The 14,245-nt window shown below is 71.0% G+C and carries 13 protein-coding genes; 6 read left to right on the top strand and 7 right to left on the bottom strand.

Annotated elements, in window-relative coordinates; translation table 11 throughout:
- Positions 1 to 27: 27 nt before the first annotated feature.
- On the bottom strand, positions 28 to 2,175 hold the full coding sequence (helR, locus tag ACFSKW_RS03320) for an RNA polymerase recycling motor ATPase HelR (RefSeq protein WP_379568936.1): 2,148 nt from the start codon (positions 2,173 to 2,175) through the stop codon (positions 28 to 30).
- 178 nt (positions 2,176 to 2,353) lie between these two features.
- Positions 2,354 to 3,601 carry a glycosyltransferase gene (locus ACFSKW_RS03315; RefSeq protein WP_379568934.1) on the bottom strand — a complete coding sequence of 416 codons (1,248 nt, stop codon included), beginning with the start codon at positions 3,599 to 3,601 and terminating at the stop codon, positions 2,354 to 2,356.
- A gap of 459 nt (positions 3,602 to 4,060) precedes the next feature.
- Here ACFSKW_RS03315 and ACFSKW_RS03310 point away from each other — a divergent pair, with 459 nt between their 5' ends.
- Positions 4,061 to 4,870, top strand: coding sequence for an NTP transferase domain-containing protein (locus ACFSKW_RS03310; RefSeq protein WP_379568932.1), 810 nt, complete (start codon positions 4,061 to 4,063; stop codon positions 4,868 to 4,870).
- Between the two features lie 258 nt (positions 4,871 to 5,128).
- On the opposite strand, the gene ACFSKW_RS03305 is transcribed toward ACFSKW_RS03310, so the two are convergent.
- Entirely contained in the window at positions 5,129 to 5,452 is a 324-nt protein-coding gene (locus tag ACFSKW_RS03305) for a DUF3099 domain-containing protein (RefSeq protein WP_379568930.1), read from the bottom strand.
- Between the two features lie 90 nt (positions 5,453 to 5,542).
- Here ACFSKW_RS03305 and ACFSKW_RS03300 point away from each other — a divergent pair, with 90 nt between their 5' ends.
- Together ACFSKW_RS03300 and ACFSKW_RS03295 are read left to right on the top strand one after the other, a co-directional pair.
- On the top strand, positions 5,543 to 5,755 hold the full coding sequence (locus tag ACFSKW_RS03300) for a dodecin (protein ID WP_379568928.1): 213 nt from the start codon (positions 5,543 to 5,545) through the stop codon (positions 5,753 to 5,755).
- An 89-nt stretch (positions 5,756 to 5,844) separates the two neighbouring features.
- Entirely contained in the window at positions 5,845 to 6,894 is a 1,050-nt protein-coding gene (locus ACFSKW_RS03295; protein WP_379568926.1) for a linear amide C-N hydrolase, read from the top strand.
- Positions 6,895 to 6,927: 33 nt separating this feature from the next.
- Here the strand turns inward: ACFSKW_RS03295 and ACFSKW_RS03290 are convergent, their stop codons facing one another.
- Positions 6,928 to 8,283 carry a metallopeptidase TldD-related protein gene (locus ACFSKW_RS03290; protein ID WP_379568924.1) on the bottom strand — a complete coding sequence of 452 codons (1,356 nt, stop codon included), beginning with the start codon at positions 8,281 to 8,283 and terminating at the stop codon, positions 6,928 to 6,930.
- 14 nt (positions 8,284 to 8,297) lie between these two features.
- Positions 8,298 to 9,791: a TldD/PmbA family protein gene (locus tag ACFSKW_RS03285; protein ID WP_379568922.1), complete on the bottom strand. Its 1,494-nt coding sequence runs from the start codon at positions 9,789 to 9,791 to the stop codon at positions 8,298 to 8,300.
- 77 nt (positions 9,792 to 9,868) lie between these two features.
- Between ACFSKW_RS03285 and ACFSKW_RS03280 the strand changes: the two genes are divergently transcribed.
- Positions 9,869 to 10,564 (top strand): beta-ketoacyl-ACP reductase, encoded by a 696-nt coding sequence (locus ACFSKW_RS03280; protein ID WP_379568920.1) that lies wholly within the window; start codon positions 9,869 to 9,871, stop codon positions 10,562 to 10,564.
- 2 nt (positions 10,565 to 10,566) lie between these two features.
- Complete coding sequence (gene fabI / locus ACFSKW_RS03275) at positions 10,567 to 11,331, top strand: enoyl-ACP reductase FabI (RefSeq protein ID WP_379568918.1); 765 nt, start codon at positions 10,567 to 10,569, stop codon at positions 11,329 to 11,331.
- Positions 11,332 to 11,420: 89 nt separating this feature from the next.
- Here the strand turns inward: fabI and ACFSKW_RS03270 are convergent, their stop codons facing one another.
- Both ACFSKW_RS03270 and ACFSKW_RS03265 read right to left on the bottom strand, forming a co-directional pair.
- A complete protein-coding gene (locus tag ACFSKW_RS03270) occupies positions 11,421 to 12,305 on the bottom strand; it encodes a hypothetical protein (protein ID WP_379568916.1) in 885 nt (294 codons plus the stop codon).
- 200 nt (positions 12,306 to 12,505) lie between these two features.
- Positions 12,506 to 13,453: an aldo/keto reductase gene (locus tag ACFSKW_RS03265; RefSeq protein ID WP_379568914.1), complete on the bottom strand. Its 948-nt coding sequence runs from the start codon at positions 13,451 to 13,453 to the stop codon at positions 12,506 to 12,508.
- A 101-nt stretch (positions 13,454 to 13,554) separates the two neighbouring features.
- On the opposite strand from ACFSKW_RS03265, the gene ACFSKW_RS03260 reads away from it, so the two are divergent.
- Positions 13,555 to 14,241 (top strand): histidine phosphatase family protein, encoded by a 687-nt coding sequence (locus ACFSKW_RS03260; RefSeq protein ID WP_379568912.1) that lies wholly within the window; start codon positions 13,555 to 13,557, stop codon positions 14,239 to 14,241.
- Positions 14,242 to 14,245: the final 4 nt, after the last annotated feature.

Genomic DNA, 14,245 nt, shown 5'->3' with positions numbered 1-14,245 from the left:
CGGCCCGGTGCGGGCGTTCGGCCGACGTCAGGAGCTCGTGAGGATGACCAGTTGCTGGGTCGCTCGGGTCATCGCGACATAGCGGTCGACCGCTCCTTCGATACCCTCGCCGAACGCCTCCGGATCGATGAGGACGACCAGGTCGAACTCGAGCCCCTTCGACAGCTCCGGGGTCAGCGACCGGACGCGGGACGTCCCAGGGAACGTGGGATCGCCGATGACGCAGGCGATCCCGTCGGCGTGCGCGGCGAGCCAGGTGTCGAGGATCGAGTCGAGCTCCGAGGCGGATCCGTGGACGACGGGCACGTCGCCGGCGCGGATGGAGGTCGGCACGTTGGCGTCCGGGAGCACGGCCCTGATGACCGGCTCGGCTTCCGCCATGATCGCTTCCGGCGTGCGGTAGTTGACGCTCAGGGAGGCCAGGTTGATCCGGTCGAGCCCGACCCGCTCCAGCCGTTCCTGCCACGACTCCGTGAACCCGTGCCTGGCCTGGGCACGATCCCCCACGATGGTGAAGCTCCGTGACGGGCACCGCAGCAGCAACATCTGCCACTCCGCGTCGGTCAGCTCCTGGGCCTCGTCCACGACGATGTGCGCGAACGGGCCGGCGAGCAGGTCCGAGTCGATGGTGGGCAGCTCGGACTCGTCGACCAGATTTCGCTGGAAGTCTGCTCGGCGCAGCTGCGTCACGAGGCCTTCGCCGTCGTCGTCGGCCTCGATCAGGTTGTCGACGACCTCGGCCATGCGCTCGCGCTGGGCGGCGAGAGCGGCTTCCTGTCGGCGCTTGCGTCGTGACGCCTCGGGATCGCCGAGCCGTTGCCGCGCCGCGTCCAGCAGCGGCAGGTCGGAGACCGTCCAGGCCTGGGCGTCCTCGCGCTGCAGCTTGCGAATCTCGTCGGGGCTGAGCCAGGGAGCGCACATCCGCAGGTAGGCGGGCACCGACCACAGGTCTCCGACGAGGTCGGCCGCCTCGATCAGCGGCCACGCGCGGTTGAACGTCGTCAGCAGCTCCCTGTTCTGCAGCAGCGACTTGCGCAGCAGGTTCTCCGGCGCGTCGCCGTCGTGCTTGTCCGCCAGGATCGTGAGCAGCTCCTCCCAGATCTGGTCGCGTGCCTCGTTGTGCGGAGTACCGGGTTCCGCTGCTTCGAACGCCTCGGCCCAGTCGTCGGCGCTCAGCCAGATGTCGGACCAGTGGGTCGTGACCGTCATCCCCTTGGTGGGCGGGTTCTCGTAGAACCTGACGGCCGGCTCGATCGCCTTCACCAGGTTCGCGGACGACTTCAGGCGGGCCACGTCCGGGTCGGTCTCGATCGCCGCCGCGGCTCCTTCGGCGACGAGGTCCCGCAGGGTGCAGGTCTGCACCCCCTCCTCCCCGAGGCTGGGCAGGACGTCGGCGACGTAGGCCAGGTACGGCTGGTGCGGGCCGACGAACAGCACGCCGCCCCGGCGGTGACCGAGGCGAGGGTCGGAGTAGAGGAGGTAAGCGGAGCGGTGCAGGGCGACGACGGTCTTGCCCGTTCCAGGACCGCCGTCGACGACGAGAGCGCCGCGGGATCCCGCGCGGATGATGGCGTCCTGGTCGGCCTGGATGGTGCCCAGCACGTCTCGCATCCGGGGTGACCGATGGGTGCCCAGGCTGGCGATGAAGGCGGACTGGTCGTCGAGCGCGGCGTGCCCTTCGAACCCGTCCGAGGTGAACACCTCGTCCCAGTAGTCGCTGATCCGGCCGCGGGTCCAGCGATACCTGCGGCGGCTTGCCAGGCCCATCGGGTTGGCGTGGGTGGCTCCGAAGAACGGCTCGGCAGCGGGGGAGCGCCAGTCGAGCAGCAGCCGACGACCCGTGCTGTCGGTGAGGCCGAGTCGTCCGATGTACACGGGCTCGGGGTCGTCGGCGCTGACGATGTGCCCGAGGCACAGGTCCAAACCGAAGCGACGCAGGGCGCGCAGGCGACCGGTCAGCCGGTGGACCTCCAGGTCCCGGTCCATCGCCTGCCTGCCTTTGCCGCCCGGGGCCCTGCGCTCGGCGTCGAGGCGGTCGGACAGCTCGGCGATCGACTGCTCGAGGCTCGCCGCGATGGCCGCGAAGTGCTGCTCGTCGCCGGCGATCAGCGCCGGGTCGGCCTTGGGCGCGAGGTTGTCGGGAAGGTCGAACGCGCTGGTGGTCAAGGGGTTCACGTCATTGGCTCCGATCTGCGGTCGCTTGCGACCATGACGCGCGCGGCAAGGCGCCTGGACCGGCGTGACGAACCTGGGAGCCATGACGAGACATGGACCCCGTGGCCGTCGCCGGTTCAGGTCGCCAGAGCTTGCACGTACTCGTGTTCTGGGTCCTGGCTCGACTGTCCCGCGTGGTTCACGCGGACACGGGCGGCCTTTCTCGGCTGATCGCGTCGACCAGCAGCGTCGCGGCCACCGTGGCTCCGTCGACGCGGATCGTGCCGGCCACGGCGGCCGCTCGTGCGCGGGTCTCGGGGGTCAGGGCCGTCCTGAGCGCGCCCGACAGGGACTCGGCGCTCGGAGTCGGACCGTCGTGTGCCGCGCCGATGCCCAGTTCGGCCACCCGGCAGGCCCAGTACGGCTGGTCCGCCATCTGGGGGACCACGACCTGCGGCGCGCCGGCCAGGGCGGCCGTCGTCGTGGTGCCCGCGCCGCCGTGGTGGACGACGGCGGCCACCCTGCGGAACAGCGCCTGCTGGTTGACCTCGCCGACGGTGAAGCAGTCGTCCCTGTCGTCGATCAGGGCCAGGTCGGCCCAGCCGCTGGACAGGAGCGCGCGGCGGCCCTGCGCGCGGACCGCCTCGACGGCCGCCCTGGCGACGTCCTGCGAGTCGCGCATGGGCATGCTGCCGAAGCCCACGTACACCGGTGGTTCGCCGGCGTCCAGGAACGCCTCCAGATCGGCAGGGAGCGGGCGATCGTCCGGCCGGACCCACGCGCCGGTCTGCACCACGTCGAGGTCCGCCGGCTGTCGCCACGGGCCCAGGGTCGGGTCCGCCGCCAGCCACGGGTGGTCGGTGAAGACGTGGTCGCGGACGTCGTCCACCGGGGGCAGCCCGATCGACGCCCGGTGGGTGTTGATCGCCTCGCCGTACAGCGCGTTCATGTTCTCGGTGTTCAGCTCCCACAGCACCCGGTTGTCGGTCACGTCCGGTGGGAGCGGCCGGCCCGGCCACGCGAGCGGCGGGTGGTGCGGCGACGGCAGGTAGGTGGGAAAGTAGGCCGCGAACACGTAGGGGATGCCCAGCTTCTCGGCCACCGACCGCGAGGCGGCCGCGGCCGGGATCAAGCCGGTCGCCACCACCGCATCACATCCCTCGGCCACCTCGGCGACCGCTTCGTACGTCGCCGCGACCATCTGGGCCGCCCGCTGGGGCAGGCTCGCCGCCGGCCGCGGCTTCGTCCCGGTCACCGCCCCGGTCGTCATCTCGCGCACCGACCGGCCGAGCGGCGCCAGCGGGAGGCCGAAACCGTCCAACAGCTCCGCGAAGTCAGGCGGCGCGCACATCCGCACCTCCGCGCCCAGCGCCCGCAACCGCATCGCGAGACCCACCATGGGTTCGACGTCCCCGCGCGACCCGTACGACACCAACAACACGCGCACTTCGCATCCCCGTTTCCGCAGCTTCTGGCCTTCGGCCGACGATTCTGCGGCATGACCCGGGTCTTGCCGCAAGCCCCCCGGTGCGCTATACGTTGAGAGTGGAAAGGAGCGGGCACTCCCCTTTCCCTCATCGTCGGCTGTGGACGGCCAGCCCTTCACGAGGCGGCGGCGCGCCACACGCGCCGGTACCGTCGGCGCAACCGCGAAACGAGAAGCTCTCCACCCTCCCCAGCGAGGCCGGCTCGAACGTCGTCGAGAGCGCCGCCACGCCGACGGAGTTCGTCGCCGCGCCGCACGCGCGCTGGGCGGAGCCCGCCGAACGCGTGCACGCTACCGTGCGATCACCAGTCGCCGCCGGCCGGGAGGGTCGGCTCGACCCGCCCCGCCGGGACCCGCCGCCAGGGACGGGCCGCCGTGGACCCGTGTGATCATCCCGGTGAACACCGTACGGTGTGACACATGGGGCATGACGCGATCATTCTCGCGGGCGGCGCGGCCAGCAGGATGGGTGGCAGGGACAAGCCGGGGCTTCGCCTCGGCGGCAGGACTCTTTTGGAGCGGGTCGCCGCCGCCGTGCCGGACGCCGGCCGCCTGGTCGTGGTGGGCCCCCCGCGTGATCTTCCCCGCGCGGTCTTCACCCGTGAGGAACCGGTGGGCGGCGGACCCGTCCCCGCGCTGCGGGCGGGCCTGGCGCTGGTGCGGGCCCCGTGGGTGGCGCTGCTCGCGGGCGACCTGCCGCTCATGGCGCCCGAACACGTGAAGGCCCTGCTGGAGGCCGCCGCCCGGGAGGAACGCGGGCAGCGGGCCGGCGCGGTGCTGCTCGACGACGGCGGGCGTGAGCAGTGGCTGGCCGGGGTCTGGCGCGCCGCCCCGCTGCGCGCGGCGCTCGACGGGTACGAGGGCCGTTCCCTGCACGGCCTGCTCGCCCCCCTCGACCCTGTACGGCTGCGCCTGCCGGGCACTCCCTGGCTCGACTGCGACACTATGGACGATCTCAGAAAGGTGGCACAGATGAACGTGTTGGCCGAGTGGACCGCGCTGGCCTGCAAGGAACTGGGTGTCGACCCCGCCAGGGTCGACAGGGACCTCATCCTGGAGTTGACGAAGGAGGTCGCCCACGGCGTCGCCCGGCCCGCCGCCCCCCTCACCGCCTATCTGCTCGGCCTCGCACAGGGCGCGGGAACGGCGCCCGGCGACGCCGTCGAACGCCTCACAAGACTGGCCCGTAACTGGGAACGTGCCACGACAGAGACCTTGACCGACGACTGAAGATCAGGGTCAAGCTGAAGATTTCCTGTGAACCCGCCGGCAAACGATTTTGGGAAAGCACGCCTATCCGACCGGCGGGCCGGAACGAAATTAAGGGAGAAAAGGGCGATGCCGGGTGGTTACGGGGGCAAACCACCCGGCATCGCTTCATCGGCGTTCCGACGGGGGCCCGGAACGCCGGCACCAGCACTCCGACGGGGGACCGGAGCGCTTGGCTAAAGCGTACACCTACAACCCGTGGGATGCGTCAAGACTTAGTCACGACCCGATCTCGCGTCGGTGATGCGGTATCTCGTCTTGGTCAGGAGCAGGGGTGGAAAAGGTCGGAGGCGGGGCATCTCTTCCTCGCTCATTGGCGCCGATAACGGCTATGTATGGCAAAAAGATCGCGCCCGCGATGAACAGCAGCCGGTACGGCCACGGCACCGGCACCACGACCGCCAGGATCAGGCAGATCGTGCGGATGCCCATCTGGATGAGATAGATCTTCTCCCGGCGGTTGATGTCCGCGCTGAGGGACGGCCGGGCGTCGGTCACCCGGTGCACGTCCTTCTTGCGCCGCCAACCCCTCACGTCTTCCACCGTAGACCTCGGACGGCGCGGGCGCGATGAGCCCCATGGACGGTACGGCCGGTCATGCGATCATGGCTTTCAGGTAAGGGAGGAGCAGCTATGTCGGATCGAACGTACCGGGTGACCGAGATAGTCGGCACTTCGGGGGAGAGCCTCGACCACGCCATCCGCAACGGCATCCGCAGGGCCTCGGAGACGCTGCGTCACCTCGACTGGTTCGAGGTCACGGAGATCCGCGGGCACATCGACCAAGGGGAGATCGCCCACTACCAGGTGGGCATGAAGGTCGGCTTCAGGCTGGAGGACGCCTGATCTCTGTCGCCGTTCCGTGCGGGACGTGACTTCGCCGGGCCCTCGGGGCATACTCCGGTACCAACGGGGCTCGGCGAAGGGATCATGTGATGACACCGCTCCTCGGCGCCCGGCCGCGGGCGTTACGCAGAGCGCTGGCCGCTCTGGCGCTGGCCGTACCGCTGGTGGCCGCGTGTTCAGGCGGGCAGGAGCCGGCCGCGCAGGACCCGGCCGCCAGGGCGGACACCGAGACCGCGCCGGCCGAGCCCGTGCAGGCCGCTTCCAGGCCCGTCCTGCGGCAGACGGCCGACGAGGTCGCCCGCACCAGCGCCGGCATCAGGCAGCTCGACGACCTGCCGATGTACGAGATGACCTTCTACGGCGGCTACGACGCCGAGGCGCCGCTCACCGAGGACGAGCTCGCCCGCAAGGCCGAGGGCTGGGCGTGCTCGCTGTACCACCGCGGCACGGAGTTCGGCCGCAACTTCGACTGGGACCCCGACCCGGCGATCGTCGTGCGCGCCGACCCGCCGGACGGCTACGCGTCGCTGTCGGTCGTCGACGCCGTCTACCTGCTCGGCAAGACGGGTCCCGCGAACCTGAGCGATCCCGGCCAGCGGCGCAGGCTCGGCCACGCCGTGCTCGCCCCCTTCGACGGCATGAACGAGAAGGGGCTGGCGGTCGGCATGGCGTCGACGCCCAACGCCGACCTGCCGGCCCCCATGAAGGGCAAACCCACGCTCTCCAGCGTGCGCATCATGCGGGTGCTGCTCGACAGGGCGGCCACCGTGGACGAGGCGGTGGCGCTGATGCGCGGCTACAACATCGACTTCAGCGGCGGGCCCCAGGTGCACTACCTGATCGCCGACAGGAGCGGCGCCTCCGCCGTGGTCGAGTTCGGCAAGGGCAGGATGAACGTCAGCAAGGACCGCGTGCTGACCAACTGGAGCGTCGTCAGCGGCACGCCCGACGACCGGTACAAGATCCTCTCCAGGACCATCGACTCCCCGGCCGACGGCCTCGACCTGCTGAAGAGCGTCGCCCAGAGCCACACCCGCTGGTCGGTGGTCTACGACCTGAAGGCCGGTACGGCCAGGCTGGTCACGGCCAAGCGCTGGGGGAAGGTGCACACGCTGTCGATCGCCCGCCCGCAGGGCTGAGCCCCGCGGGCGGACCGAAGGCCGGGCGAACGGTCAGTTCGCCTGGCTGACCGTCGACATGTTGAAGTCCGGCACCCTGACCGGCGGCATGATCGTGCGGCTGAAGTAGTCGTTCCACTCACGCGGCAGCGTCTGCCGGCTCTCGCCGACCTCGGTCAGCCGGCCGAGCAGGTCGACGGGGCTCTCGTTGAACCTGAAGTTGTTCACCTCGCCGACCACTTCGCCGTGCTCGACCAGGTAGACGCCGTCACGGGTCAGGCCGGTCAGCAGCAGTGTCTGCGGGTCGACCTCGCGGATGTACCACAGGCAGGTCACCAGCAGCCCACGCTCGGTCGAGGCGATCATCTCCTCCAGCGACCTGCCACCCTCGCCACCCCGCATGATCAGGTTGTCGATCGCGGGGGTCACGGGCAGGCCGCTCAGCTCCGCCGAGTACCGGGTCTGCAGCAGAGCCGACAGCGTGCCGTCCCTCACCCAGTCGGTCGCCGCGAGCGGCAGTCCGTTGTCGAAGACCGAACTGCGGCGGCTGGCCGCGTGCGCGGTCACGAACGGCGCGCACTGCACGCCGGGGGCGGCGGGGTCGCTGCTCAGCGTGATGGGCAGCTGGGACAGCCGCTCGCCGACGCGGGTGCCGCCGCCGGCCTTGGAGAAGACCGTGCGGCCGTCGAGCGCGTCGCGGGCGCCCGCCGACCAGAACATGTAGATCATCAGGTCGGCGACCGCGCTCGGCGGCAGCAACGTCTCGTACCGGCCCGCGGGCAGGTCGATCCGGTTCTTCGCCCACTCGAGGCGCTGGGCGAGCGTGGAGTCGAGCGCGGCCACGTCGACGTCGGAGAAGTCGCGGGTGGCCACGCCCGTCCAGGCCGAGCGCTTGAGGTCGGCCGACTTGGCGTTCAGCTCCAGGCGGCCCGTCGGCTGGTCGTGGCGCAGCCGCAGGCCCTTCGACGAGCCGACGAACGACGTCGTCAGCGTGTGCTCGGCGAAGCCGTACAGCTTCCTGCCGCCCGCCTCGGCCGCGGCGAACGTCTCGCCGAGCGCCGGCGCGAAGTCGCCGAACACGCCGATCGAGGTGGGCAGCACGGGCTCGGCCCAGGCGGCGCTCGACCCCGCGCCCTCGAGCAGCGGCCTGGCGTCCTCGGCCGGCTGGGCCTCGCGCGCCGCCTCGTCGGCCGCGGCGACCACCTCGGCGAGCTGCTCGGGCCGTACCGCGGCGCGGGAGACCACGCCGACGCCCGCGCCCACGATCGAGATCACGGTCAGCTGCGACGACCTGGCGACGCCGTTGGTGGTCAGCGTGTTGCCCGCGAAGCGCAGGTTGGCCGTCGAGCCCTCGTCCGCGATCACGACGCAGTCGTCGGCCTGTGAGAGCTCCAGCGCCCTCTCGACCATTTCCTGAGGAGACGTCACTTTCCACCCTCCTGGACGGTGTTGAGGATCCTGACGCCGCGGAACAGCGCCGAGGGGCAGCCGTGGCTGACCGGGGCGACCTGGCCGGGCTGGCCCTTGCCGCAGTTGAAGGCGCCGCCGAGCACGTAGGTCTGCGGCCCGCCCACGGCCTCCATCGAGCCCCAGAAGTCCGTCGTGGTCGCCTGGTAGGCGAAGTCGCGCACCTGGCCCGCGAGGGCGCCGTTCTCGATGCGGAAGGCCCGCTGCCCGGTGAACTGGAAGTTGTAGCGCTGCATGTCGATCGACCAGCTCTTGTCGCCGACGATGTACAGGCCGCGCTCGACGCGGCCGATCAGCTCCTCGGTCGAGGGGCCCGCGGGATCCGGCTTGAGCGAGACGTTGGCCATGCGCTGGATCGGCATGTGGCCGGGCGCGTCGGCGAAGGCGCAGCCGTTGCTCGCGCCCAGGCCCTTCATCAGCGCCATCCTGCGGTCGAGCTGGTAGCCGACCAGGATGCCGTCCTTGACGATGTCGAACTCTCGCGTGGCCACGCCCTCGTCGTCGTAGCCGATCGTCGACAGGCCGTGCTCGACCGTGCGGTCGCCGGTGACGTTCATGACCGGCGAGCCGTAGACGAGCGAGCCGAGCTGGTCGAAGGTGGCGAAGCTGGTGCCGGCGTAGGCCGCCTCGTAGCCGAGGGCGCGGTCGAGCTCGGTGGCGTGGCCGATCGACTCGTGGATCGTCAGCCACAGGTTGGACGGGTGGATCACCAGATCGTGGTCGCCCGCCTCGACCGAGGGCGCGGCCAGCTTCTCGGCCAGCAGCTCGGGAAGCGCGGCCAGCTCGGACTGCCAGTCGTAGGAGCCGTCGGTGAGGTACTCGTAGCCGCGGCCGACGGGCGGCGCGATCGTCGACATGTCGTCGAACCCGCCCGCGGAGGCCTTCATCGCGTTGAGCTCGGGATGCAGCCGCACGCGCTGCTGGGTGGTGACCGTGCCGGCGGTGTCGGCGTAGAACTTCTGCTCCTTCACCTGCAGGAGCCTGGCGCTGACGTGGTCGGCGCCCTTCAGCAGTCCCGCCGACCAGTCGGCCAGCAGCGCCACCTTCTCCTTCTGCGGCACCGCGAACGGGTCGATCTCGTAGGCGGAGACCCAGGTGATCTCGCCGTGGACCGGCTCGGGCGCCAGCTCGATGGGCTCCCTGTTGATCGGGGCGCTCACCTCCGCGACCTTGACGGCCTGCGCCGCGACGTCCGCGGCCGCCTCGGGGGTGAGAATCAGGCCCGCGGCGAAGCCCCACGTGCCGTTCTTGACCACCCGTACGGCGTAGCCGAGATCGTCGGCGTCCACGGCCCCCTCGAGCCGCGCGTCGTAGAGGGAGAGGGACTCGGCTCGCACGCGCTCCAGCCTGAAGTCGGCGTGGGAGGCGCCGAGGTCGCGGGCGCGCTGAAGTGCGGCGTCCGCGAGCTGCCTGAGCGGCAGGGCGAGGAAATCGGCATCGATCTGGCGCATGTCAACGATCCTAGCCCTGTGATCTTGTGCCTCCCGGACAACGGGATACCGGCCGGTAAGAGATAGCGTCAGGTCTCATGGCACGCTCTGTACTCGTCACCGGAGGCAATCGCGGCATCGGCCTCGCGATCGCCCGCGAACTGGCCGCGGCAGGCGACAACGTCGCCGTCACCTACCGATCAGGGGAGCCGCCCGAGGGGCTGTTCGGCGTCCGCTGCGACGTGACCAGCTCGGAGGACGTCGAGGCCGCCTTCGCCAAGGTGGAGGCCGAGCAGGGCCCCGTCGAGGTGCTCGTCTCGAACGCGGGCATCACCAAGGACACCCTGCTGGCGATGATGAAGGAGGACACCTTCACCGACGTCATCGACGCCAACCTCACCGGCGCCTACCGGGTCGCCAAGCGCGCGATCAGGCCCATGATGAAGCTCAAGCGCGGCCGCATCATCCTCATCTCCTCCGTCGTCGCGATGTCCGGCCAGGCGGGACAGGCCAACTACGCCGCCTCCAAGGCAGGCCTCATCGGCTTCGGCCGCTCCCTGGCCCGCGAGTACGGCTCGCGCGGCATCACGGTCAACGTCGTCGCCCCCGGCTTCGTCGAGACCGACATGACCGCCGACCTCGACCACGAGGCGATCGTCAAGAACATCCCGCTGGGCCGCCAGGCGGCGCCCGCGGAGATCGCGCGCGTCGTCCGCTTCCTGGCCGGCGACGACGCCTCCTACATCACCGGGGCAGTGATCCCCGTCGACGGCGGACTCGGAATGGGGCACTGATCATGGGCATCCTCGAAGGCAAGCGCATCCTCGTCACCGGCGTCCTCACCGACGCCTCCATCGCCTTCTCCGTGGCCAAGCTGGCCCAGGAGCAGGGCGCCACGGTCGTGCTGACCGGGTTCGGCCGCCTGTCGCTGGTCGAGCGCATCGCCAAGCGGCTCCCGCAGACGCCGCCGGTGATCGAGCTCGACGTCCAGAACGACGAGCACCTCGACACCCTGGCGGCCCGCGTCGGCGAGCACGTCGACGGCCTCGACGGCGTCGTCCACTCCATCGGCTTCGCCCCGCAGACCGCGCTCGGCGGCAACTTCCTCAACACCACGTGGGAGGACGTCGCCACCGCGCTGCACATCTCCACCTACTCCTACAAGTCGCTCGCGGTGGCCTGCCTGCCGCTGATGAAGGAGGGCGGCTCCGTCGTCGGCCTCGACTTCGACGCCAGCAAGGCGTGGCCGGTCTACGACTGGATGGGCGTGGCCAAGGCGGGCCTGGAGTCGGCGAACCGCTACCTGGCCCGCGACCTCGGCAAGCAGGGCATCAGGGTGAACCTGGTGGCCGCGGGGCCGCTGCGCACGATGGCCGCCAAGTCCATCCCCGGCTTCAAGGAGTTCGAGGACAGCTGGCCGGAGAAGGCGCCGCTCGGCTGGGACCTGGCCGACACCGAGGTGGCCGCCAAGGCGTGTGTGGCGCTGATGTCCGACTGGTTCCCCGCCACCACCGGCGAGATCGTCCACGTCGACGGCGGCGTCCACGCCATGGGCGTCTAGGTTCCCGCGCGTAGTCTCCGGCGTGTGGTCCCGTCCGTCACGGCGGGCGTGGCGGCCACCGGATCATCGGTGGCCGCCGCCTCGCGCGGTCAGGCCAGGCGGTGGCGGCCGCCGCTCACGCGCACCGGCTCGAACGGGATCGACTCGCCGCGGTCGTCACGGCCGCGGCGCGACTGCATCACCCTGGCCGCCAGCACCGCCGAGGCCAGCAGCACGGCCGTCAGCGCCGTTCCGAGCACGTCGGAGTCGGGCTCGGTCGGCCGTACGACCCGGCCGCCGATGTGGTCGGACAGCTTCTCGGAGAACGGGCCTGGCCACAGCAGTTCCACCCGGGGATCGTCGGGGTCGACGGGCGCGGGCTCGGGCTCGGCCGTGACGACCTCGTCGGTGCTCTGCATGAGCTGGGGCCTGCTCATGGGCGGGGTTGCCGGCTCGACGGGCAGCGTCTTGGAGTCCTTGCGCCGCTTGGCGGGCGGGGCGCTCGGCGAGGGCGAGGGGCCGGAGGTGGCCTTCGGCGCGGCCGAGGGCCGGGGCGCCGGCTCGCCGACCGGGCTCAGCACGCCCTCGCCTTCGCAGGCCAGGGCCGGCAGGCAGACGTCCTCCAGCGTGCTCGACACCAGGCCGCCGTCGCCGGCCGGTGGCCGCTCGTCACGCTGGCCGCCGGGGGAGCGGGTGGAGGCGGGCGCGGGCTTGTCGGTGGGCGCGACCTCGCCCACGGGGGCCAGGACGGTGCCCGCGGCCTTGTCCACGCCCTCGGTCACCGGGCTGAGCGCGTTGCCCGTGACGCCGTCGACCGCGTCGGTGACGCCGTCGACCAGGTCGCACACCCCGTTGGTCACGCCGGACAGCAGCCCGCCGCCGCGCTCGCAGTCGCGCGCCTGCGCCGCGGCGGACCCCGCACTCATCGGGAGCGCGGCCAGCGCCAGCGCGAGGAGGCCGGCCGAGACCGCGGTTCTGCGGCGTCCTACGCCCATCTACCCCTCCTGTGTTGTTCGCCCGATGGATAGCTTTGTGGAGTCGGAGCCGATTTCCACGCAAAGTTACGATTCGATATCGACTAGTGATACGCGAGGGTGACTCTCGTTCTGTCGGCCCCCGATGCGCTATGGAGACGATCAGCCTACTCACGTTGATCGTCTCGGCGCACGCCCGTATTACCGGGCCCGCGCGGCGCTCAGTCGACGGAGGAGACGTCGTCGAGCGCCTCGCGGATCTCGCGCGGCAGCACCACGTCCTCCGACAGCAGGATGCCGCTCAGCTGAGCGTGGGTGCGGGCGCCGACGATCGCCGAGGAGACTCCCGGCTGGTCGCGCACCCACGACAGGGCGACCGACAGCGGGGAGACGCCCAGCCCCTCCGCGGCCGTCGTGACCGACTCCACCACCCTGCGGCAGCGCTCGTCCAGGTAGGGGCGGACGAAGTCGGCGAAGTGCGGCGTGGCCGCTCGAGAGTCGGCCGGGACGCCGGTGCGGTACTTGCCCGTCAGCACGCCCCTGCCGAGCGGCGACCAGGCCAGCACTCCCGCGCCCACGTGGTCGGCCGCGGGCAGCACCTCGCGCTCGGGGTCGCGGGCCAGCAGCGAGTACTCCACCTGCGCCGCGGTGATCGGGATCCGGCCGGGGGTGGCGCGCTGCGTCACGGCGGCGGCGGCCAGCTGCCAGCCGGCGTAGTCGCACACGCCCGCGTAGACCGCCCTGCCGGAGGCGACGATCGCGTCGAGGGCCGCCAGCGTCTCGTCCAGCGGGACCTCGGGGTCGTAGGTGTGCAACTGCCATAGGTCGACGTAGTCGACGCCGAGCCGGGCGAGGGAGGCGTCGATGGCGGCGATGAGATGGCGCCGCGAGGCGTCGCGCGGACGCCGCGCGGCCGGCGTGAGCACGGCCTTGGTGGAGATGACCAGTTCCGAACGCGGCACCGCGTCCCTGAGCAGCCGCCCGAGCAGCCGCTCGGCGTCGCCGCCCGTGTAGACGTCGGCCGTGTCGATCAGGTTGCCGCCGACCTCGGCGAAGGTGCGCAGCTGAGCGGCCGCGTCCTCGGCGTCGGTGTCCCTGCCCCACGTCATCGTGCCGAGGCCGAGACGGGACACCGAAAGGCCGCTCCGACCGACATAGCGTTGTTCCATGAAGCTCTGGCGCTCCCATCTGTCGATCTCGGCCAGGAATTCGGCCAGGCTACCGTCAGCCCAGGCAAAGAAACGTGATCGACGCCTGCAAGACTTGTCTCATGGCGACCGTCCTCCTGGCCAGACACGGCCTCACCGCTCTGACCGGTCCCGTCCTCGCCGGCTGGACCCCTGACGTTCATCTCAGCGACGCCGGAGGCGCGCAGGCCAAGGCGCTGGCCGAGCGGCTGGCCGCGGTACGGTTGGACGCCATCGTCTCGAGCCCGCTCGATCGCTGCCAGGAGACCGCCCAGGCCGTGGCGGACGCGAGGGACCTGGAGATCCAGACCGACGACAGGTTCGGCGAGTGCGGCTACGGCGAATGGACGGGACGCCCGCTGAAGGAGCTGGCCAAGGAGCCCCTGTGGCAGGTCGTCCAGTCCCACCCGAGCGCGGCGGTCTTCCCCGGGGGAGAGGCGCTGGCCGACGTGCAGCACCGCGCGGTGGCCGCGGTGCGTGACTGGAACGAGCGGGTCGGGGAGAAAGGCGTCTACCTGGCCTGCACGCACGGTGACGTCATCAAGGCGATCGTGGCCGACGCTCTCGGGCTCCACCTCGATCAGTTTCAGCGCATAACTGCTGATCCGGCCTCCGTAACGATCATTCGTTATACCCCCTTGCGTCCCTTTGTTCTCAGGCTTAACGATGTGGGGGAATTGCGGCTTCCTGAGGGTTCGGAGGAGAAAGACGGGGGAGAAAACATCACCGGGAGCGATGCCGCCGTCGGCGGCGGACCAGGAACCACGTAAGGTC

The sequence above is a fragment of the Nonomuraea mangrovi genome, assembly GCF_042681425.1.
Lineage (GTDB): Bacteria > Actinomycetota > Actinomycetes > Streptosporangiales > Streptosporangiaceae > Nonomuraea > Nonomuraea mangrovi.
Note: the sequence above shows the minus strand (reverse complement) of the source record. Positions and strands in the feature narration are given on the sequence as shown.

Bases quoted from the DNA above. Each gene is read 5' to 3' on its own strand.
- ACFSKW_RS03310 (WP_379568932.1), top strand. From the start codon at position 4,061: ATGGGGCATGACGCGATCATTCTCGCGGGCGGCGCGGCCAGCAGGATG.
- ACFSKW_RS03300 (WP_379568928.1), top strand. From the start codon at position 5,543: ATGTCGGATCGAACGTACCGGGTGACCGAGATAGTCGGCACTTCGGGG.
- ACFSKW_RS03295 (WP_379568926.1), top strand. From the start codon at position 5,845: ATGACACCGCTCCTCGGCGCCCGGCCGCGGGCGTTACGCAGAGCGCTG.
- ACFSKW_RS03290 (WP_379568924.1), bottom strand. From the start codon at position 8,283: ATGGTCGAGAGGGCGCTGGAGCTCTCACAGGCCGACGACTGCGTCGTG.
- ACFSKW_RS03285 (WP_379568922.1), bottom strand. From the start codon at position 9,791: ATGCGCCAGATCGATGCCGATTTCCTCGCCCTGCCGCTCAGGCAGCTC.
- ACFSKW_RS03280 (WP_379568920.1), top strand. From the start codon at position 9,869: ATGGCACGCTCTGTACTCGTCACCGGAGGCAATCGCGGCATCGGCCTC.
- fabI (WP_379568918.1), top strand. From the start codon at position 10,567: ATGGGCATCCTCGAAGGCAAGCGCATCCTCGTCACCGGCGTCCTCACC.
- ACFSKW_RS03270 (WP_379568916.1), bottom strand. From the start codon at position 12,305: ATGGGCGTAGGACGCCGCAGAACCGCGGTCTCGGCCGGCCTCCTCGCG.
- ACFSKW_RS03265 (WP_379568914.1), bottom strand. From the start codon at position 13,453: ATGGAACAACGCTATGTCGGTCGGAGCGGCCTTTCGGTGTCCCGTCTC.
- ACFSKW_RS03260 (WP_379568912.1), top strand. From the start codon at position 13,555: ATGGCGACCGTCCTCCTGGCCAGACACGGCCTCACCGCTCTGACCGGT.